The following is a 19,446-nucleotide window of genomic DNA, read 5'->3' as shown; positions in this document are numbered from 1 at the left end:
CGCGTTACTCGGACTTCGGGGCGAGCTCGCCGCCGGCGATCACCGTCGTGCTGGCGCGGCGGCTGCGGCTGCGGCCCTGACCGGGCGCCTTCGGCTGCGGGAGCGCGTCGAGCACGGAGTCGAGCAGCAGCTCCGTCTCCTCGGCGGACGGCCGGGCTGCTGCCACGACCGGCGCGGGCTCCGGCAGGTCGATGACGGGCAGGACCGGCTCGGCGGGCGTCTCCGACGCCTCGGCGAACACCGCGACCTCCTCGACGTCGACCTCGACCTCGACCTCCACGAGCTCGGTGACCTCGGTGGCCTGCTCCTCCTGCGCAGCCGGCGGCTGCTGCTCGGCGGTCTGGCCGCCCTTGCCCTTGCGGCGGCGCTTCTTGGCCGGCGCCTCGGCGGGCGGCTCGACGGCGGCGGCCGGAGCGGCCTCCTCCGCGTGCTCCGCGTGCGCGTGGATGGTCGACGCGGCGATCTGCGCGAGCGCGTTCTTGGCGTCGTCGGTGATGGCGTGCGTGCCGGTGGTGCTGTGCGCGGCCTGGCCGTTCGCGTGCCCGTTGCCGGCGTTGCCGTTGCCGGTGCCGCTCCCGTTGGAGCTGGCGCCGCGTCCGCGCCGGCGCTCGTTCTGCGGCGCCTGCGGCTGGCGGTGCTTCACGACCGGGTCGTGGTGCACGATGACGCCGCGGCCCGCGCAGACCTCGCACGCCTCGCTGAAGGTCTCCAGGAGGCCGAGGCCGAGCTTCTTGCGGGTCATCTGCACGAGCCCGAGGGAGGTGACCTCTGCCACCTGGTGCTTGGTCCGGTCGCGGCTCAGGCACTCGATCAGGCGCCGCAGCACGAGGTCGCGGTTCGACTCCAGGACCATGTCGATGAAGTCGACGACGATGATGCCGCCGATGTCGCGCAGCCGCAGCTGGCGGACGATCTCCTCCGCCGCCTCCAGGTTGTTCTTGGTGACGGTCTCCTCGAGGTTGCCGCCGGAACCGACGAACTTGCCGGTGTTGACGTCGACGACGGTCATCGCCTCGGTGCGGTCGATGACCAGCGAGCCGCCGGACGGCAGCCAGACCTTGCGCTCGAGCGCCTTCTCGATCTGCTCGGTGATGCGGTACTCGTCGAACGCGTCGCGCTCGCCCTCGTACGCCTCCACCCGGTCGAGCAGGTCGGGCGCGACCGAGCGCAGGTAGCTCTCGATCGTCTGGCGCGCGTCGTCGCCCTGGATCACGAGCTTCTGGAAGTCCTCGTTGAAGACGTCGCGGATGATCTTGATCAGCAGGTCCGGCTCGCTGTGCAGCAGCGCAGGCGCCTGGACGGTCTCGACCTGCTTGCTGATGTCGGCCCACTGGGCCGTGAGGCGGTTGACGTCGAGGGTCAGCTGGTCCTCGGTGGCGCCCTCGGCGGCGGTGCGCACGATCACGCCCGCGCTCTCGGGCAGCACCTCCTTGAGGATCTTCTTGAGGCGCGAGCGCTCGGTGTCGGGCAGCTTGCGGCTGATGCCGTTCATGGAGCCGTTCGGCACGTAGACGAGGTAGCGGCCGGGAAGCGAGATCTGGCTGGTGAGGCGCGCGCCCTTGTGGCCGACCGGGTCCTTGGTGACCTGGACGAGCACGCGGTCGCCGGCCTTCAGCGCCAGCTCGATGCGGCGCGGCTGGTTGCCGGTCTCGACGGCGTCCCAGTCGACCTCGCCCGAGTACAGCACGGCGTTGCGGCCGCGGCCGATGTCGACGAAGGCGGCCTCCATGCTGGGAAGGACGTTCTGCACGCGGCCCAGGTAGACGTTGCCGATCAGCGACGCCTCCTGCGAGCGGGCGACATAGTGCTCCACGAGCACCTTGTCCTCGAGCACGCCGATCTGGATGCGGCCGCCCTTGGAGCGGACGATCATCTGACGATCGACGGACTCGCGGCGGGCGAGGAACTCGGCCTCCGTGATGACCGGGCGGCGCCGGCCGGCGTCGCGGCCGTCGCGGCGGCGCTGCTTCTTGGCCTCGAGCCGGGTGGAGCCCTTGACCTTCTGCGGCTCGGTGATCAGCTCGGGCTCGCGCGGCGTGCGCACCTTGACGACGGTGTTGGCGGGGTCGCCCGCGCCGTCGCGGCCGGACTCGCCTGCGCGGCGGCGGGAGCGGCGGCGGACGCTGCCGGCGGGCTCCTCGTCGGCGGGGGGCGCCGGAGGGAGCTCCGGCAGGTCGGGCGCCTGGAACAGCAGCGTCGTCGGCGGGAGGCCGGGGACGCTCGCCGACGCCGGCGCGGCGTGACGGCCGTGCTGCTCGGGCAGCGCCGGCGGCAGGTGCTGGCCGCCCGCGTCGACGGGAGCATGCGCGTCGCCGGCCGGAGCGGTCTGCTCCGCGTCCGGCACGCTGGCGGCCTCCTCGACCGCGGTCTGCTCCACCGCGACCTCGACGGCCTCGACGTCCTCGACCTCGGTTGGGTCGGCTCCGCCGGGCGCCTGCGCCCGCTCCACCGGCTCGAAGGTCCGCTTCACCGCGCGACGGGCTCCGAAGAGCCCCTTGCGCTTGCGTCCCCCCGCGTCGGTCCCGTTGCTGTTCGTGTTGTCGCTGTTCTCGTTCTCCACCATCGCTGGTGCACTCCTCGACCGGTGGGCGGGCCCCCGCACACCGGGTACTCTCCGTCGGAGAGGCGCTCGGCCCCTCCGTAATCCTTCGCGGACGCTGCCGGCTGGTGGCGCGGCGGGCATCCGGCTCATTGTCTGTGCCGGTCTCTTCGACCGGTCTTCCTCGGCGCGTGGCGCCGTCAAGCCTTCTGTCGGCGTCGACCGGCGGTGCCGGACGACTCTGCAGACGATTATCGCACGAGCGGGCGCGACCACTGGGCGCTCCCAGTCCGGCCCGCGTGGCGCATGCCATAATCCGAGGGTGTCAGACCGTCTCGATGCGGTGCCATACCGCCGCCCGACCGCCCTTGCCATCCTTCTCATCGTCGCCGGAGCCATCGGCCTGTGGGCCGCGTTCATGCTCACCGTCGACAAGTTCCACCTGCTGGAGGACCCGGGAGCCCAGCTCTCCTGCAACTTCAGCGTGCTGGTCGGATGCAGCAAGAACCTCAACTCGTGGCAGGGCTCGCTGCTCGGCTTCCCGAACCCGCTGCTGGGCATCGGCGGCTGGACGGCGACGATCGCGGCCGGTGTCGGGCTGTTCGCCGCCGGCCGCTTCGCGCGCTGGTACTGGCTGCTGCTCAACCTCGGCGTGGTGCTCGCGCTGGCGCTCGTGATCTTCCTGATCACGCAGTCGATCACGGTCCTCAACGTGCTGTGCCCGTGGTGCATGGTCACCTGGGCGGTCACGATCCCGACCTTCTGGGCCGTGACGCTCTACAACCTCAAAGAGGGGCACATCCCGGTCGGCGAGCGGGCGCGGAAGCTGTTCGCGACGCTCTACGGCTGGGTGCCGCTGATCACCATCGTCAGCTACGCCATCGTGGCCGTGCTGGCGCAGATCCAGCTCGACTGGATCCACCGAGCGTTCATCTGATCCACCCTTAACGGACGACGCCCCCCACGGCAATCCGTGGGGGGCGTCGTGCGTTGCGGGGAGGCGCTCAGCCGAACCAGAGGGCCAGCTCGCGCTGCGCCGACTCGGGCGAGTCGGAGCCGTGCACCAGGTTCTGCTGCACCTTCAGGCCCCAGTCGCGGGCGAGGTCGCCGCGGATCGTGCCGGGCGCAGCGGTCGTCGGGTCGGTCGTGCCGGCCAGCGAGCGGAAGCCCTCGATGACGCGGTTGCCCGCGACGCGGAGGGCGACGATCGGGCCCGACTCCATGAACTCGACCAGCGGCTCGTAGAACGGCTTGCCCTCGTGCTCGGCGTAGTGCTGGGCGAGCAGCGTGCGGTCGGCCTGCAGCATCCGGATGTCGACGAGGGAGTAGCCCTTCGCCTCGATGCGGCGCAGGATCTCGCCCGTGAGGCTGCGGGCGACTCCGTCGGGCTTGACGAGGACGAGGGTCTCTTCGACGTCGGTCATGGGTTCTCCGTTCCGTTCTCGGCCGGGGCGGCCGGTTTGTTGCGGTCGATGCGTGCGGCGGCGATCATGCAGTACGTCCACATGGCGGTGAAGATCGCGCCGACGATGAAGAAGGCGGGCACCAGGAATCCGGCGGCCACCACGGTGAGCTGGACGAGCCAGCCGAGGACGACGCCCACCGGCCAGCGCAGCGTGCCGATCGCGACGATCATGAGCAGCACGAGCGCCGCTCCCCCGCCGAGCGCGACCGCCGGCGGCAGCGCCTTCAGGCCGAACAGCACGAGCGCGCCGAGGAAGACCACGATCAGCTCGAAGCCGAGCACGATCGAGCCGAGCAGCTCGCGGAGCCCGCGGGCGCGACGCGGGCGCGGCGCCGGAGCCGGCGCGCCGGCGTCGGGAGCGTCGGTCACTGCGCGGCCTGCTTCCAGCCCTGCTCCTCGGCGTACGCCATGGCGCTGCCGACGAGAACGATGGAGCCGGTGACGACGACAGCACGTCGCGGCTCCTCGGCCGCCCACTCGCGCGCCGCCTCGAGGGCGTCGATGGTGTCGCCGTAGACGATCGTCGCCTCGTCGCCGACCTCCTCCCGCAGCAGCTCGCCGAGGTCGTCGGCGGGCAGCGCGCGCTCGGAGGCGGGCTCGGTCACGAAGAACTGGGTCGCTACCGGCGCGAGGGCGCGGACGACGCCGCGTGCGTCCTTGTCCTGCAGGATGCCGATGACGAAGGTCAGCTCGTCGAAGTCGAAGTAGCTCCGCATCGCCTGGGCGAGCGTCTCGGCGCCTGCCGGGTTGTGCGCGGCGTCCACGAGCACCGTGGGCTCGATGCCGATCAGCTGGAGCCGGCCGGGCGAGGTCGCCGTGGCGAAGCCCTCCTCGACGAGGTCCGTCTTGAGCGGCTGCGTCCCGCGCCCGAGGAAGGTCTCGACCGCGGCGACGGCGACCGCGGCGTTCTGCGCCTGGTGGTCGCCGTACAGCGGCAGGAAGACGTCTTCGTAGGTCGCCGCACGGCCGCGCACGGTGACGAGCTGCCCGCCGACCGCCACGCGGGTGGCGGCCACGTCGAAGTCGCGCGGCTGGGCGGCGAGCGAGGCCTCGCTGAGCGCCACGGCCTCCCGGATCGCATCGAGGGCCTCGGGAGGCTGCACGGCGGTGACGACGTCGGCCGACGGCTTGATGATGCCCGACTTGGTGCGCGCGATCTCGGCGACCGTGTCGCCGAGTGCCTTCGTGTGGTCGAGCGAGATCGGGGTGAGTACCGCGACCTGCCCGTCGCCGACGTTCGTGGAGTCCCACTCGCCGCCCATGCCGACCTCGACGACGGCGACGTCGACGGGTGTGTCCGCGAACACCGCGTATGCGAGCGCGGTGAGCGCCTCGAAGAAGGTGAGCGGAGGCTTGCCCGCCTCGATCAGCTCGGCGTCGGTCATCTCGAGGTATGGGGCGACGTCCTCCCAGTTGCGCACGAGGTCCTCGTCGCTGATCGGCTCGCCGTCGATCACGATGCGCTCGTTGAAGCGCACGAGGTGCGGGCTGGTCAGCAGTCCGGTGCGCAGGCCGTAGGCGCGCAGCAGGCTCTCGGTGATCCGGCTCGTGGAGGTCTTGCCGTTGGTCCCGGTGATGTGCACGATCGGGTAGGCGCGCTGCGGGTCGCCCAGGAGCTCCACCGCGCGCCGGGTCGCGTCGAGCCGCCGCTCGGGCGCCCCCTCGCCGACCCGGGCGAGCAGCGCCTGGTAGACCGCCTCCGCCTGCTCGCGGACGTCGTCGTCGAACTCGTCGCTCATCGCACCGTCACCTCCGCCTTCGCCACGCCGACCGTGAACGCGCCCGCGTTCGCGAACTGACCGGCGGCGAACTCCTTGCGGAACTCGCCGTCGGCGCCTGTCTCCACCACGCCGCCCGCGGCGATGCCGACCAGCCCGGCCAGCGTCTCCGCCGCGATGTCGACGGCCGCCGCCGCCGCCTCGACCGCGGCCCCGTCCTCCGGGCTCTCGAAGCTGAGTGAGAGCTCGATGCGGTCGCTCACGTCGAGCCCGGCGGCCTTGCGGGTGTCCTGCACGGCGCGGATGATGTCGCGCGCCAGGCCCTCGGCCTCCAGCTCCGGCGTCGTCACGGTGTCGAGCAGCACGAAGCCGCCGCCCGGGAGGAGCGCCAGCGCGGTCGTGGCGTCGCCGTCGGCCTGCGCGGTCTCGAGCACGAGGTCGTACTCCCCCGCCACCAGCTCGATGCCGCCGACGGTCACGACGCCGTCGGCCTCGCTCCAGTCGCCATCGCGCGCGGCCTTGATGACCTGCTGCACCTGCTTGCCGAGGCGCGGACCCGCCGCGCGGGCGTTCACCGTCAGCTTGGAGGTGATGCCGTACTGCGCGGCGCTGTCCTCCTGCAGCTCGACCAGGCTGACCGCCTTCACGTTGAGCTCGTCGCGGAGGATCCCCTCGAAGGGCTGCAGCGCGGCCGCGTCGTGCGCGACCACGGTCAACGAGGCGAGCGGGAGGCGCACGCGCAGGCCGGCCTGCTTGCGCAGCGACAGCGCGGTCGAACTGATGGCGCGGATGCGGTCCATCGCGTCGATCAGCGCCGGGTCGGCCGGGAACTCGGCCGCCTCGGGCCAGTCGGTCAGGTGGACGCTGCGACCGCCGGTGAGGCCCTTCCAGATCTGCTCGCTGACGAGCGGCAGGAGCGGCGCGGCGACGCGGGTGACGGTCTCGAGGACCGTGTACAGCGTGTCGAACGCCTCCGTGCTCCTGCTGTCGCCCTCCGACACGCCCTCCCAGAACCGGTCGCGCGAACGACGCACGTACCAGTTGGTGAGCACGTCGGCGAAGTCGCGCAGCTTGGCCGCGGCCAGGGTGGAGTCGAGCCCGTCCAGGTCGGCCGTCACGGCCTCCACGAGGTCGCGGGTCTTGGCGAGGAGGTAGCGGTCGAGCACGTCGGTGGACGTCAGCGAGCGCTTCGCCTCGTACCCGGTGGCGTTGGCGTACAGCGAGAAGAAGTACCACGTGCTCCACAGCGGCAGCAGCACCTGGCGGACGCCCTCGCGGATGCCCTCCTCGGTGACGACGAGGTTGCCGCCGCGCAGCACCGGGCTCGACATGAGGAACCAGCGCATGGCGTCGGAGCCGTCGCGGTCGAAGACCTCGTTGACGTCCGGGTAGTTGCGCAGCGACTTCGACATCTTCTGCCCGTCGCTGCCGAGCACGATGCCGTGGCTGATCACGTTCTTGAACGCGGGCCGGTCGAACAGCGCCGTCGCGAGCGTGTGCAGCAGGTAGAACCAGCCGCGCGTCTGCCCGATGTACTCGACGATGAAGTCGGCCGGGTTGTGGCTGTCGAACCAGTCGTGGTTCTCGAACGGGTAGTGCACCTGGGCGAACGGCATCGAGCCCGAGTCGAACCACACGTCGAGCACGTCCGGGATGCGGCGCATGGTCGCACGGCCGGTCGGGTCGTCGGGGTTCGGCCGGGTCAGCTCGTCGATGAAGGGGCGGTGGAGGTCCGGCTCGCCCGCCGCGTTCAGCGGCAGCCGGCCGAAGTCGCGCTCCAGCTCCTCCAGCGAGCCGTACACGTCGACGCGCGGGTAGGCGGGGTCGTCGCTCTTCCACACCGGGATCGGCGAGCCGAAGTACCGGTTGCGCGACACGGACCAGTCGCGGGCGCCGGCCAGCCACTTGCCGAACTGGCCGTCCTTGACGTTCTCTGGCACCCAGTTGATCTGCTGGTTGAGCTCGCCCATCCGGTCGCGGAAGTCGGTGACGCGCACGAACCAGCTCGACACCGCCTTGTAGATCAGCGGGTTGCGGCAGCGCCAGCAGTGCGGGTACGAGTGCTCGTAGCTCGCCTGGCGCAGCAGCCGGCCCTGCTCCTTGAGCAGCCGGATGAGCGGCTTGTTCGCCTCGAACACCTGGAGCCCGGCCACGTCCTCCACGTCGGGGAGGAACCGAGCGCCGTCGTCGACCGAGATGATGACCGGGATGCCGGCCGCCTCGGTGACGCGCTGGTCGTCCTCGCCGTAGGCGGGGGCCTGGTGGACGATGCCGGTGCCGTCCTCGACGGTGACGTAGTCGTCGACGAGGATGCGCCACGCGTTCTGCGTGCCCCACTTCTCGGTGTCGGCGTAGTAGTCCCACAGCCGGTCGTACTCGACGTCGGCGAGGTCGGCGCCGCGGTACGTGCGCGTCACGGCGGCCAAGGCGTCGGCGGCGGAGTCGTAGCCGAGGTCCTTGGCGTAGTTGCCGACGAGGGAGGTCGCGAGCAGGTACTCGCCACTCAGGACCGGCACCTCCGGCGCGCCCTGCGTGTCCGCGGCCCCGTTCGGACCCGACGGCACGACGGCGTACTCGATGTCGGGTCCGACCGCGAGCGCGAGGTTCGTCGGGAGGGTCCACGGCGTCGTCGTCCACGCGAGCGCGCGCACGCCGGTCAGGTCGAGCGCCTCCGCCTTCTCGCCCACGAGCGGGAAGGTCACCGTGACCGTCTGGTCCTGACGCATCTTGTAGACGTCGTCATCCATCCGCAGCTCGTGGTTGGACAACGGCGTCTGGTCGCGCCAGCAGTACGGCAGCACGCGGTGGCCCTCGTACGCCAGCCCCTTCTCGTGGAGCTGCTTGAAGGCCCAGAGCACCGACTCCATGTAGGTGACGTCTAGCGTCTTGTAGTCGTTGTCGAAGTCGACCCAGCGCGCCTGGCGGGTCACGTACTCGCGCCACTCGCGGGTGTACTTGAGCACGGAGTCCTTCGCGGCCTGGTTGAAGGCGGCGAGGCCCATCTCCTCGATCTGGCTCTTGTCGGTGATGCCCAGCTGCCGCTCGGCCTCGAGCTCGGCGGGCAGGCCGTGGGTGTCCCAGCCGAACCGGCGCTCCACCTTCTTGCCCCGCATCGTCTGGAAGCGCGGGAAGACGTCCTTCGCGTACCCGGTCAGCAGGTGGCCGTAGTGCGGCAGGCCGTTCGCGAAGGGCGGGCCGTCGTAGAACACCCACTCCTCGGCGTCGGCGCGGTTGTCGATGGAGGCGCGGAAGGTGCCGTCCTGCTCCCAGAAAGCGAGCACGCCCTCCTCGATCGTGGGGAACGACGGGCTCGGCGTGACCTCGGCGGCATTCTGCTGCCCGCTCTGTTCCTCGGGTGACGGGACCGACTTGGGGTACGGCATCTCTCTCCTGGCAGATGGATGTGCTGCACGAGGACGCCGGACGCTCGCACGCCCGTCGCGGTACCACCCCGCTTGCCCCGGGCGCCTGCGGTGGCGGACGGGACCTCTCGTCGTCGGCTGTGACGGGCCGTACCCGTTCGGTTCTACTGGGCGCCGCCGGGGCCGCGCCGTTCTTCCGAAGACTCGCCGGTGATGGCCGGGTCGCAGTCTGTGCCGTCCATTCTATCCGTTCGCGAGGGCGGTGGCGTAGCCCCGGCAGACCGGCTCGACGGCGCGCCGGACGAGCGGGGCCAGCGGCCCGCGGCCGACTCCCGAGCGCGCCCACACCACCGCGGCGCTGACCGCCGCGCCGACGACCGCGGTGGCCGCGCTGCGCGGCAGGAGCGCGTCGGGGTCGGCGCCCGTGCGGGCGGCGATCGCCGTCGCCACCTGCGCGACCAGGCGCAGGAAGCGCGGGAGGGCGGAGGCCTGGAGCTCCTCGTCGGTGCCCATCGCCTCCACCTGGGTCACGGCGAGCGGGAGGCGGTTCGGCCCGAACCCCTCGGCGAGCGTCAGCATCGCGGCGAGCACGGCGTCCATGGGGCCCAGGTCGTCGGGCTGCGCGGCGAGGACCGCGCCGAACCCGGCCAGCGACTCGTCCACCTCCAGCCAGAGCAGGTCGGACTTGCCGCGGAAGTAGTTGAAGAAGGTCGCACGGCTCACGCCGGCCCGCCGGGCGATCTCGTCGATGGAGGTGCCGGCGTACGTCTGCTCGAGGAACAGCTCGCCCGCGGCCTCCGCGAGCATCTGCCGGGACGAGGCGCGGGGCCGGCCGGAGGCGGACGCGCGGCCCGGGGAATGCCTGTCTGCCACCGCGTGTTCTCCCTCATGCCATTATTGGACCCGGTCTAGATAAGAACCCGTCAGACCGCCTCCTCCATTCTCCCAAGAAGGACACCCGTGACCTCCACAGCAGCGCCCGCCGTCGAGACCGACCGGCCGGGCATCACCCCGGGCACCGCCCGCCGCGTGACCGTCGCCTCGTTCGTCGGCACCGCGCTCGAGTCGTACGACTTCTACCTGTACGCGTACTTCGCCGCGTTCTTCGTCGGCCCGCTGTTCTTCGCGCCGCTCGGCACCTTCGGCGGCGTGCTCGCCGGCTTCCTGGCCATCGCAGCCGGCTTCGTCATCCGCCCGGTGGGCGCGATCATCTTCGGCAACCTCGGCGACCGGATCGGCCGGCGGCCGACGCTGCTGATCACGATCCTCCTCATGGGGATCTCCACAGGCCTCGTCGGCGTGCTGCCGACGTATGCCGCCGCGGGCTGGTTCGGCGGCATCGCCATCGTGCTGCTGCGGCTCGTGCAGGGCGCGTCGGTCGGCGGGGAGTGGGGAGGCGCGATCGCGCTCGCCACGGAGTACTCGAACCCCAAGCGGCGCGGGTTCTACGCGGCGCTGCCCCAGCTCGGCTCGCCGGTCGGCTCCATCCTCAGCGCCGTCGTCTTCATCGTGCTCACGCTGACCCTGTCGACCGAGGACATCGCCGCATGGGGCTGGCGCATCCCGTTCCTGACCGCGTTCCCGCTGCTGCTCGTCTCGCTCTACCTGCGCTGGTCGATCGACGAGACGCCGGTGTTCCGCCGCCTGGTCGAGACCGGCACTCGCGACCGGTTCCCGGTGCTCGACGTCTTCCGGAAGGCGCCCTCCGGCTTCGTCATCGGCATCGGCGCCGCTGTGCTCGGCATCGGCTCGTACTCGCTGATGAACACGTACATGGTGGACTACGGGACGGCCGTGCTCGGCTTCCAGTACCAGGACCTCCTCGTCGCCACGACGATCGGCGGCCTGCTGCAGCTCGTGACCATCCCGCTGTTCGGGCTCTGGGCGGTGAAGATCGGGTCGGCGAGGGTCGTCGCCATCGGCGCGATCGGCACGCTGATCGTCGCGTTCCCGATGTACTTCCTGCTGCAGTACGCCTCCTTCGGCATCCTGGTCGCGAGCATGATCATCGGCGGGATCCTGCCCACGCTCTCGTGGGCCGGGCTCGGCGGCATGATGTCCGACCTGTTCCCGAGCGAGGTGCGATACAGCGGACTCTCGGTGGCGTACAGCATCGCGGCGCTGCTGACCTCCTTCGTCCCCGCCCTGACGCTGGTGTTCGGCCAGGCGACCGGGAACGCCTGGTGGCACCCGGGCATCGTGCTCGCGATCATGTCGGCGATCACGCTGGTGGCGTCGCTCGTCGCGGCGAGGAGGGCGCCGATCGTCGACGAGGTCTGATCGGCGGCACGCGGCCGATCGGCGGTGGCACCGTGACGTCGGGTACACCGAGTCCGAAAGACGGCGATCAACAGTTAGGATCACGCCTGACGGGTGGCGAGAACGAGAGCTCTTGCAATTCGATCTTCGATATGTAACATTCGGTGTCATGCCATTGGAGACCTTGCATGACGGAATAGAAGGGCTGGCGGACGCCAAAATGCCTATTCCCGGGAGCGTGTGGCCGAGCCCGACGATTCGCCGTGTGGTTCTCAAGAACTTCAAGAGCATCGAAGCTTGCGATGTACCACTCAGCCGGCTGACCCTCCTGGTGGGCCCGAACGGATCCGGCAAGAGCAACTTCATTGACGGGATCAGACTCACTCGGGACGCGCTGCAGACAAACCTCGAGAATGCAATTCGCGATCGAGGCGGAATCGTTGACGTTCGCCGACGTAGTACGGGCCACCCAACGCATTTCGGGGTGCGGTACGACATTGACACACCGAGCGGACACGCCGAGTACGCCTATCAAGTGTCTGCGAAAAAGGACTTCACGTTCGAGGTTCAAAAAGAAGTCTGCCGCGTTTACCGCCGCGAAGAATTGGTCGCATCCTTCCAATCGGTGGACGGTGTCATCAGTTCCACCGGCCCCAGCTTGGCGACCGTCCGAGTCGCGCGCAATTCTTTGGCCCTCTCCGTAATCGGTGGACTTACCGAATACGAAGAGGTAGCTGTCGGGCTACGAGACTTCGGCTTCTACAATTTCAACCCGAACCATGTGCGAGATCTGCAGAGCCCCGACATGGGAGAGATCCTCACTGAGGATGGCAGCAACCTGGCGTCCGTGATCCGTCGTCTGAGGGAGATGTCTCCGCGATCGCTCGATCGCGTCACGGAGTACCTAGGAGCAGTTGTGCCGGGAATTCGTTCGATCGCACCTCGGTCCTTCGGCCCGAAGGAGACTGTCGAATTCAAGCAGGACGTGGTGGGCGATCAGCGCGCATGGAGCTTCTTGGCTTCGAACGTGTCTGACGGCACGTTGCGCGCCCTATGCGTTCTGGTGGCGGCCTTCCAGGAGAACACCCCTCTCGTGAGCATTGAGGAACCAGAGACCGCTGTTCATCCCGGAGCGGCTCACCGCCTTATGGACGCCCTCCTGGAGCGGTCGAAGAAGCACCAGCTTCTTCTCACCACGCACAGTCCCGATCTTCTCGACCACCCAAGCATCGACGTCGATTCCGTCCTGGCAGTTCAGTCGGACCGAGGAAAGACAACGATCGGCCAAGTCGATCCAGCGACCCGTATGGCAGCAAAAGAGAACCTCTATACAGTCGGCGAGCTCCTCCGCCTGGAACAAGTCAAGCCGGATGTGTTCGCCAAGACAACTCAGAAGCCAGCGAGCCTGTTTTGAATTCGTTGGGATTGATCGTGGAGGGCCACGGCGAAGTCCTGGCAATGCCGTCGCTGGTCGCCAGAGTCGCGCGCGAGGCGTACGGAAGGTTCGACATTGTTCCGCAACACTCACCGATGAGAGTCAAGCGCGGGAGGTTCTCGCCTAGATTCAGTGATTATGAACGGGCGCTTCAGCTCGTCTCTGTCGCACATGAATCCGTGCTGGTGGTCCTCGACAGCGACGACGACGACCCCGAGCAACTTGCCAGCGACCTTGAGGCGCGAGCATCCGAGTGCGTGTCCCATCGCCGGGTGCTCGTCGCTCCCGCGGTTCGGGAGTTCGAAGCTTGGTTCCTGGCGTCGATCGACACCATGGCGGGACGCGAGGCGGTCAAGCCAGACGCACAGTTCCAGACAAATCCTGAACTTCTCAAAGGCCCCAAAAACCACTTTGCGTCGCTTCTGATCAATGGGGTCTACTCGGAGTCAGTCGACCAAAAACGCTACGCATCTCTCATCGACGTGGACACCGCCACGAAGCGGTCCCGGTCTTTCGCTCGGCTCGTGGATGCGATCGGACAACTGATTTCAACATAGGTGGGCCCACGAGCCACCCTCGTCGCGTCGCTCGTCGCGGCGAGGAGGGCGCCCATCGTCGACGAGGTCTGATCGGCGGCGGCACCGTGCTCTCGGGTAGCCTGGGAGGGATCCCCATACTCAGGCACCTCGAGGACACGGTGCCGCACATATCGATCGGAGAACCATGAGCGCCTTCGGCCCCGTGCCCGACAAGCCCGCCCTCGAAGGACTGGAAGCCAAGTGGGGCGACCACTGGCAGGCCGACGGCACCTTCCGCTTCGACCGCGACGGCGCCCTCGCCGCCGGCCGCGACGGGGTCTACTCCATCGACACTCCCCCGCCCACGGCCTCCGGATCGCTGCACATCGGCCACGTCTTCAGCTACACGCACACCGACGTCGTCGCGCGGTTCCACCGCATGCGCGGCGAGCACGTGTTCTACCCGATGGGTTGGGACGACAACGGCCTCCCGACCGAGCGCCGCGTGCAGAACTACTACGGCGTGCGCTGCGACCCGTCGCTGCCGTACGAGCCCGACTTCGTGCCTCCGTTCGAGGGCGGCGACAACAAGAGCACCAAGGCGGCCGACCAGAAGCCGATCTCGCGCCGCAACTTCATCGAGCTGTGCGAGCGGCTCACCGAGGAGGACGAGAAGCAGTTCGAGGCGCTCTGGCGCAGCCTCGGCCTCTCGGTCGACTGGTCGCAGACCTACCGGACCATCGGGCAGGACTCCATCCGCACCTCCCAGCTGGCGTTCCTGCGCAACATCGAGCGCGGCGAGGCGTACCAGGCGCAGGCGCCGACCCTGTGGGACATCACCTTCCGCACCGCGGTCGCCCAGGCCGAGCTCGAGGACCGCGAGCAGCCGAGCGCCTACCACCGCGTCGCCTTCCACGGCGCCGACGGCCCGGTGTACATCGAGACCACCCGCCCGGAGCTGCTGCCCGCGTGCGTCGCCCTGGTCGCGCACCCGGACGACGAGCGCTACCAGGGGCTGTTCGGCCAGACCGTCCGCACGCCCGTCTTCGGCGTGGAGGTGCCGGTCGTGGCCCACCATCTCGCCCAGCCCGACAAGGGCACCGGCATCGCGATGATCTGCACCTTCGGCGACATCACCGACGTCACCTGGTGGCGCGAGCTCGACCTCCCGAACCGCGCGATCATCGGCTTCGACGGCCGCATCCTCAGCGAGCCTCCGTCGGCCATCGAGTCGGCCGAGGGACGCGAGGCGTACGCGCAGCTCGCCGGCAAGACGGTGTTCTCGGCCAAGCAGGCCGTGGTGGAACTGCTGCGCGCCTCCGGCGACCTCATCGGCGACCCCAAGCCCATCCAGCACCCGGTCAAGTTCTTCGAGAAGGGCGACAAGCCGCTCGAGATCGTCTCGACCCGGCAGTGGTACGTCAAGAACGGCGCCCGCGACGAGGCGCTCCGCGCCCGCCTGATCGAGCTCGGCCGCGAGCTGGGCTGGCACCCCGACTTCATGCGCGTGCGGTACGAGAACTGGGTCGGCGGCCTCACCGGCGACTGGCTGATCTCGCGCCAGCGCTTCTTCGGCGTGCCGATCCCGGTCTGGTACCCGCTCGACGGCGACGGCAACCCGGTCTTCGACCAGCCGATCCTGCCGACCGAGGGGATGCTCCCGGTCGACCCGTCCTCCGACACCGCGCCGGGCTTCGACGAGGCGCAGCGCGGTCACGCCGGCGGCTTCGTCGGCGAGCACGACGTGATGGACACCTGGATGACCTCCTCGCTCACCCCGCAACTGGCCGGCGGCTGGCAGCGCGACGACGAGCTGTTCGGCGCGGTGTTCCCGTTCGACCTGCGGCCGCAGGGGCAGGACATCATCCGCACCTGGCTGTTCTCGACGCTCCTCCGCTCGAAGCTCGAGAGCGATGTCGCGCCGTGGCGCAACGCCGCCATCTCCGGCTTCATCGTCGACCCCGACCGCAAGAAGATGTCGAAGTCGAAGGGCAACGTCGTCACGCCCGCCGACATCCTCGAGAAGCACGGCTCGGACGCCGTGCGCTACTGGGCGGCCTCCTCGCGGCTCGGCACCGACGCGGCCTTCGACCCGCAGAACCCGACGCAGATCAAGATCGGCCGCCGCCTGGCGATCAAGGTCCTCAACGCGGCGAAGTTCATCCTCGGCTTCGAGGCGCCCGCCGCGCTCGACCTGGCGCTCGTCACCGCGCCACTCGACCGCAGCATGCTGCAGAACCTGGCCGAGGTGATCGCCGACGCCACGGCCGCGCTCGAGAACTACGACCACGCCCGGGCGCTGGAGGTCGCGGAGACGTTCTTCTGGACGTTCTGCGACGACTACCTCGAGCTCGTGAAGGAGCGCGCGTACGGCGAGGCCACTCCGGAGCAGGCCTCCGCGGTCGTGGCCCTCCGGGTCGCGCTGTCCGCGTTCCTCCGGCTGTTCGCCCCCGTGCTGCCCTTCGCCACCGAGGAGGCGTGGAGCTGGTTCGAGGAGGGCTCCGTGCACGTCGCCGACTGGCCGCAGGCCGCCGAGACGGCCTCCGCCGACTGGCCCGACACGCGGAAGGTCCTTGCGACCGTCGGTCGCGCCCTCACCGGTGTTCGCGGAGCGAAGACCGCCGCGAAGGCCTCGCAGCGCACGCCCGTCGACTCCGCCGTGATCTCCGGCCCCGCCGACGAGATCGCGGCCGTCGAGGCGGCCGCCGGCGACCTCCGCTCGGTCGGCAGAATCGCGGAACTGCGGTTCGCCTCCGCCGACGAGCTGACCGTGACCGATATTCTGCTTGCTCAGGCCCCGAGCGAGGAGGAACGATGACGGCTACGGTCAGGCGTGTGGAGGACAACGAGTTCTTCACCTGGCTCGACCTCTACGCGGGGTACGGCGAGTTCTACGAGCAGCCGGTCACCGACGAGAAGGCGCTGCTGGTCTGGAGCTGGATCTCCGACCCGGAGAACGAGCTGGAGGCCTACTTCGCCGTCGATGAGGAGGGCACCCCGATCGGGCTGGCCCACGTGCGGGAGTTCGTCCGGCCGCTCGACGGCAGCAAGGGCCTGTACCTCGACGACCTCTTCGTGACGCCCGACGCGCGCGGGGCGGGGGCCGGCACGGCCCTCCTCACGCAGCTGAAGGAGACGGCGAAGGAGCGCGGCCTCACGGTCGTCCGGTGGATCACCGCCAAGGACAACGAGACAGCCCGGCGGCTCTACGACGCGGTCGCCGAGAAGACCAAGTGGGTGACCTACGACCTCGTCCCCTGATCGGGGACGGGATATGGTCGAGACACGGCGAACGGAGGGACCCATGTCGATCGAGATCCGACCGGTCAGGGACGGCGATTTCTTCACCTGGCTGGATCTCTACGGTGAGTACGCGAAGTTCTACGACACCGAGCTGACCGATCAGAAGGCGCTGCTGCTCTGGTCGTGGCTGACGTCTCCCGAGCACGAGGAGAGCGGCTACGTGGCGGTCGACGGCGACCGCATCGTCGGGCTCGCCCACGTGCGTGAGTTCGCGCGGCCGCTGGAGGGCGACCGCGGGCTCTTCGTCGACGACCTGTTCGTCGCCGAGGACGCCCGCCAGCACGGCGTCGGCACAGCTCTGCTGGAGCACGCGCGCTCGCTGGCCCAGCAGCGCGGCCTCGGCGTCGTGCAGTGGATCACCGCGAACGACAACGCGGACGCGCAGCGCGTGTACGACAGCGTGGCCGAGCGCACCCAGTGGGTCACCTACGAGATGCCGCTCGCGGCGGAGCGGAGCGCCTGATGCAGCTCGGAACCCGCTGGGCCGTCGGCGAGCAGGCCCCCGCCAACCTGCCGGAGGTGGTCGGCTACGCCGTCTCCACCGTCGAGGAGGAGCTGGTCGCCACCGACGTGGACACCGCCGGCTGGAGCTGGACGCTCACCTGGCTGGAGGGCAAGCCGGTCGTCGAGCTCGACGACGGCACGGTCATCCGCTACAACCCGGCCGAGGACTCCGCCACCATCACCCAGACGGTCGAGACCGACGCTGGCGACTTCGGCGAGGTCTGAGCGCGCCTCCACCCGGCCGCCGCGATCGAGCGGCCGTCAGCGCGGCAGCTGCGGCAGCGTGCGAGCGGCGTGATCGCGGGCGGCCTCCATCGTGGAGACGCGCTCGGCGTCGTGCTGCGGCCGTGGCGCGCGCGCTCCCCACGTGGTGAGGGCGCGGCCGGCGCGGAGCGCGATCCGGTGCGAGAACGGGCGGCGGACGGGTGCTGCGAAGGCGGTCATGATGCCCTTCCTTCTCCGACGGGGATCTCGATGGCGGGTGCCGCGTCATCACGCGGCACGTGGCGGTCGGCGCCCAGCAGCAGCCGGGTCGCGACCAGGGTGAGGACGACCACGGCGCCGCCGCCGATGACGAACGGCAGCCGGAGGTCGATGCGGGCGACGAACCCGCCGAGCACGGTGGCGATCGGGGTGAGCCCCCAGCCGATGGTGCGGACGATGCCCATGGCCCGACCGAGCATGGCGTTCGGCACGAGCGCCTGGCGCAGCGCGCCCCACGGCACGTTCCAGACCGCGACGCCGAAGGCCCCGATCGCGTAGGACGAGACGGCGATCGCCACGTTCGAGGTCACGCCGACGCCCAGGATGCCGACACCGCTGACGAGCACCGACCAGAACATCACGCGGCCGCGACCGAAGCGCGCCACGAGGCTGCTCGACACCAGCGCGCCGACGAGAGCGCCGACGCCGACGCCCGCGGTGATCACGCCGATCAAGGCAGCGGGCACCGTGAAGGTCTGCAGCAGCAGGAGCACCACGCTTCCCTGCGCGAAGGCGAGCGCCGACGCCGTCAGGGAGGTGAGCACGATCATCGCGCGCAGGAACCGGTGATGGACGAGGAAGCCGACCACCGCACCGAACCTCGGCCGGGGCTGCGAAGCTCCCCCCTCTGCCGCGAGGTCGTGCGCGTGGGCGGCGGCCGCCGGGATGCTGAGCGCGAGCAGGCCCGCGATCAGGAACCCGGCACCGGTCAGCCATACGGGCAGCACCAGGGCGACCGCGAACAGGAAGCCGGCGACGGGAGTCGCGATGAAGTTCTGCACCACGATCTCAGCCGACTGCATCCGGCCGTTCGCCCGGTCCAGCTGTGACCGGGTGACCAGGCTCGGCACCACCGTCGTCGTCGCGTTGTCGAAGACGGTCTCTCCCAGCCCGAAGACGAGGACCGCGACGTAGAGCCACCAGATCGTGAGCCCGCCCGCGGCGGTCAGCAGCGCGAGTGCGGCGGCGACGGCGAAGCGGAGGCCGTTCGCCGCCGCCATCGCGACCCTGCGGTCGACCCGGTCGAGGAGCATGCCGGCGGGGATGCCGAAGAGCAGCCATGGCAGGAAGGTCACGGCGGTCAGCCCGGCGATGAGCGCCGGGTCGCGGGTCAGCGTCGTGCCGATCAGCGGGACGGCCGTGCGGAGGATGCCGTCGGCGAGGTTGCTCGCGATTGCGGCGGTCCACAGCCTCCCGAAGCCGGCGCCCAGGCGAGAGGCCATCACCGGTCCTCCTGCTCGACCAGCGGGAAGGCGTTGAACTGGACCTGCACGCGCTTGCGGTCGCCGGGCTCCGCCTCGCCGTCGGCGGCCCACTTCTCCTTGAGGCGGGTCTGCAGCGCGTAGTACTCGCGGCCGAATTCGACCAGCTGCTCGCGCGTCAACTCGAGGTGGGCGGTGGAGAGCGTGCTCGCCTCCATCCATTCCATGCCGAAGGTCTCGATGCCCCGGCGCAGGAAGCTGCTCAACCGGCGCTCGTTGTTCTGGTGCCAGGCGTGCGACACGAGCTCGTTCGCCTCGCGGCCGGCCGGCGAGGCCAGCGTCTCCGGCGAGCCGATCGTGACGCCGCCCGGGGCCATCTTCCACCAGCGCTCGCGGCCGGAGTTGCGCTCCGTGTCCTCGACGATGATGCCGTGGCGTGCGAGCTGACGGAGGTGGTAGCTGGTCGAGCCGCTCGACTCCCCCAGCCGCTCGGCGAGTGTGCTCGCGGTGGCCGGCCCGAAGTCGGACAGCTCGTTCATCAGCTCGACGCGGAGCGGGTGGGCGAGCGCGCGCAGCGCCGCCATGTCGAGGGCGTCGTCCCAGAGGTGGCCGGTGGTGGGGTCGGTTTCGGACATGACCCCAGGTTAGCTATGCAAAG

At 69.9% G+C, this 19,446-nt stretch carries 17 protein-coding genes; 8 read left to right on the top strand and 9 right to left on the bottom strand.

Annotated elements, in window-relative coordinates:
- Nucleotides 1–4 precede the first annotated feature (4 nt).
- Nucleotides 5–2,563, bottom strand: a complete 2,559-nt coding sequence (locus tag P5G50_RS11890) for an Rne/Rng family ribonuclease (protein ID WP_301208721.1) — start codon at nt 2,561–2,563, stop codon at nt 5–7.
- Between the two features lie 298 nt (nt 2,564–2,861).
- On the opposite strand from P5G50_RS11890, the gene P5G50_RS11885 reads away from it, so the two are divergent.
- Nucleotides 2,862–3,476 carry a vitamin K epoxide reductase family protein gene (locus P5G50_RS11885; protein WP_301208723.1) on the top strand — a complete coding sequence of 205 codons (615 nt, stop codon included), beginning with the start codon at nt 2,862–2,864 and terminating at the stop codon, nt 3,474–3,476.
- A gap of 67 nt (nt 3,477–3,543) precedes the next feature.
- On the opposite strand, the gene ndk is transcribed toward P5G50_RS11885, so the two are convergent.
- The 5 genes from ndk to P5G50_RS11860 form a co-directional block, all read right to left on the bottom strand.
- The gene (gene ndk, locus P5G50_RS11880) at nt 3,544–3,963 is read right to left on the bottom strand and encodes a nucleoside-diphosphate kinase (RefSeq protein WP_301208725.1); all 420 of its coding nucleotides are present in this window, start codon (nt 3,961–3,963) and stop codon (nt 3,544–3,546) included.
- Nucleotides 3,960–4,373 (bottom strand): DUF4233 domain-containing protein, encoded by a 414-nt coding sequence (locus P5G50_RS11875; protein WP_301208727.1) that lies wholly within the window; start codon nt 4,371–4,373, stop codon nt 3,960–3,962. The genes ndk and P5G50_RS11875 overlap by 4 nt, the downstream gene beginning before the upstream one ends.
- Nucleotides 4,370–5,743, bottom strand: coding sequence for a bifunctional folylpolyglutamate synthase/dihydrofolate synthase (locus tag P5G50_RS11870; RefSeq protein ID WP_301208729.1), 1,374 nt, complete (start codon nt 5,741–5,743; stop codon nt 4,370–4,372). The genes P5G50_RS11875 and P5G50_RS11870 overlap by 4 nt, the downstream gene beginning before the upstream one ends.
- Nucleotides 5,740–9,105: an isoleucine--tRNA ligase gene (gene ileS, locus P5G50_RS11865; protein WP_301208731.1), complete on the bottom strand. Its 3,366-nt coding sequence runs from the start codon at nt 9,103–9,105 to the stop codon at nt 5,740–5,742. Before ileS ends, P5G50_RS11870 begins: the two co-directional genes overlap by 4 nt.
- Before the next feature lie 222 nt (nt 9,106–9,327).
- Entirely contained in the window at nt 9,328–9,957 is a 630-nt protein-coding gene (locus P5G50_RS11860; RefSeq protein ID WP_301208733.1) for a TetR/AcrR family transcriptional regulator, read from the bottom strand.
- A gap of 87 nt (nt 9,958–10,044) precedes the next feature.
- Between P5G50_RS11860 and P5G50_RS11855 the strand changes: the two genes are divergently transcribed.
- The 7 genes from P5G50_RS11855 (at nt 10,045) to P5G50_RS11825 (ending at nt 17,328) form a co-directional block, all read left to right on the top strand.
- Entirely contained in the window at nt 10,045–11,364 is a 1,320-nt protein-coding gene (locus P5G50_RS11855) for an MFS transporter (RefSeq protein ID WP_301208735.1), read from the top strand.
- Between the two features lie 148 nt (nt 11,365–11,512).
- Nucleotides 11,513–12,757, top strand: a complete 1,245-nt coding sequence (locus P5G50_RS11850) for an AAA family ATPase (RefSeq protein WP_301208737.1) — start codon at nt 11,513–11,515, stop codon at nt 12,755–12,757.
- Nucleotides 12,758–12,774: 17 nt separating this feature from the next.
- On the top strand, nt 12,775–13,335 hold the full coding sequence (locus P5G50_RS11845; RefSeq protein ID WP_301208739.1) for a DUF4276 family protein: 561 nt from the start codon (nt 12,775–12,777) through the stop codon (nt 13,333–13,335).
- A 166-nt stretch (nt 13,336–13,501) separates the two neighbouring features.
- Nucleotides 13,502–16,114: a valine--tRNA ligase gene (valS, locus tag P5G50_RS11840; protein WP_301208741.1), complete on the top strand. Its 2,613-nt coding sequence runs from the start codon at nt 13,502–13,504 to the stop codon at nt 16,112–16,114.
- Nucleotides 16,111–16,557, top strand: a complete 447-nt coding sequence (locus tag P5G50_RS11835; protein WP_301208743.1) for a GNAT family N-acetyltransferase — start codon at nt 16,111–16,113, stop codon at nt 16,555–16,557. The genes valS and P5G50_RS11835 overlap by 4 nt, the downstream gene beginning before the upstream one ends.
- A 43-nt stretch (nt 16,558–16,600) precedes the next feature.
- Nucleotides 16,601–17,062: a GNAT family N-acetyltransferase gene (locus P5G50_RS11830; protein WP_301208745.1), complete on the top strand. Its 462-nt coding sequence runs from the start codon at nt 16,601–16,603 to the stop codon at nt 17,060–17,062.
- Entirely contained in the window at nt 17,062–17,328 is a 267-nt protein-coding gene (locus P5G50_RS11825; RefSeq protein ID WP_301208747.1) for a hypothetical protein, read from the top strand. Before P5G50_RS11830 ends, P5G50_RS11825 begins: the two co-directional genes overlap by 1 nt.
- Before the next feature lie 36 nt (nt 17,329–17,364).
- On the opposite strand, the gene P5G50_RS11820 is transcribed toward P5G50_RS11825, so the two are convergent.
- The 3 genes from P5G50_RS11820 to P5G50_RS11810 are packed head-to-tail and all read right to left on the bottom strand — an operon-like array spanning nt 17,365 to nt 19,423.
- On the bottom strand, nt 17,365–17,547 hold the full coding sequence (locus P5G50_RS11820; protein WP_301208749.1) for a hypothetical protein: 183 nt from the start codon (nt 17,545–17,547) through the stop codon (nt 17,365–17,367).
- Complete coding sequence (locus P5G50_RS11815; RefSeq protein WP_301208751.1) at nt 17,544–18,809, bottom strand: MFS transporter; 1,266 nt, start codon at nt 18,807–18,809, stop codon at nt 17,544–17,546. Before P5G50_RS11815 ends, P5G50_RS11820 begins: the two co-directional genes overlap by 4 nt.
- Nucleotides 18,809–19,423 (bottom strand): ArsR/SmtB family transcription factor, encoded by a 615-nt coding sequence (locus P5G50_RS11810; RefSeq protein WP_301208753.1) that lies wholly within the window; start codon nt 19,421–19,423, stop codon nt 18,809–18,811. Before P5G50_RS11810 ends, P5G50_RS11815 begins: the two co-directional genes overlap by 1 nt.
- Nucleotides 19,424–19,446 lie beyond the last annotated feature (23 nt).

It is taken from the genome of Leifsonia williamsii (assembly GCF_030433685.1).
In the GTDB taxonomy this organism is placed as follows: Bacteria; Actinomycetota; Actinomycetes; order Actinomycetales; family Microbacteriaceae; genus Leifsonia; species Leifsonia williamsii.
This window is presented reverse-complemented; position numbering and strand designations above follow the sequence as displayed.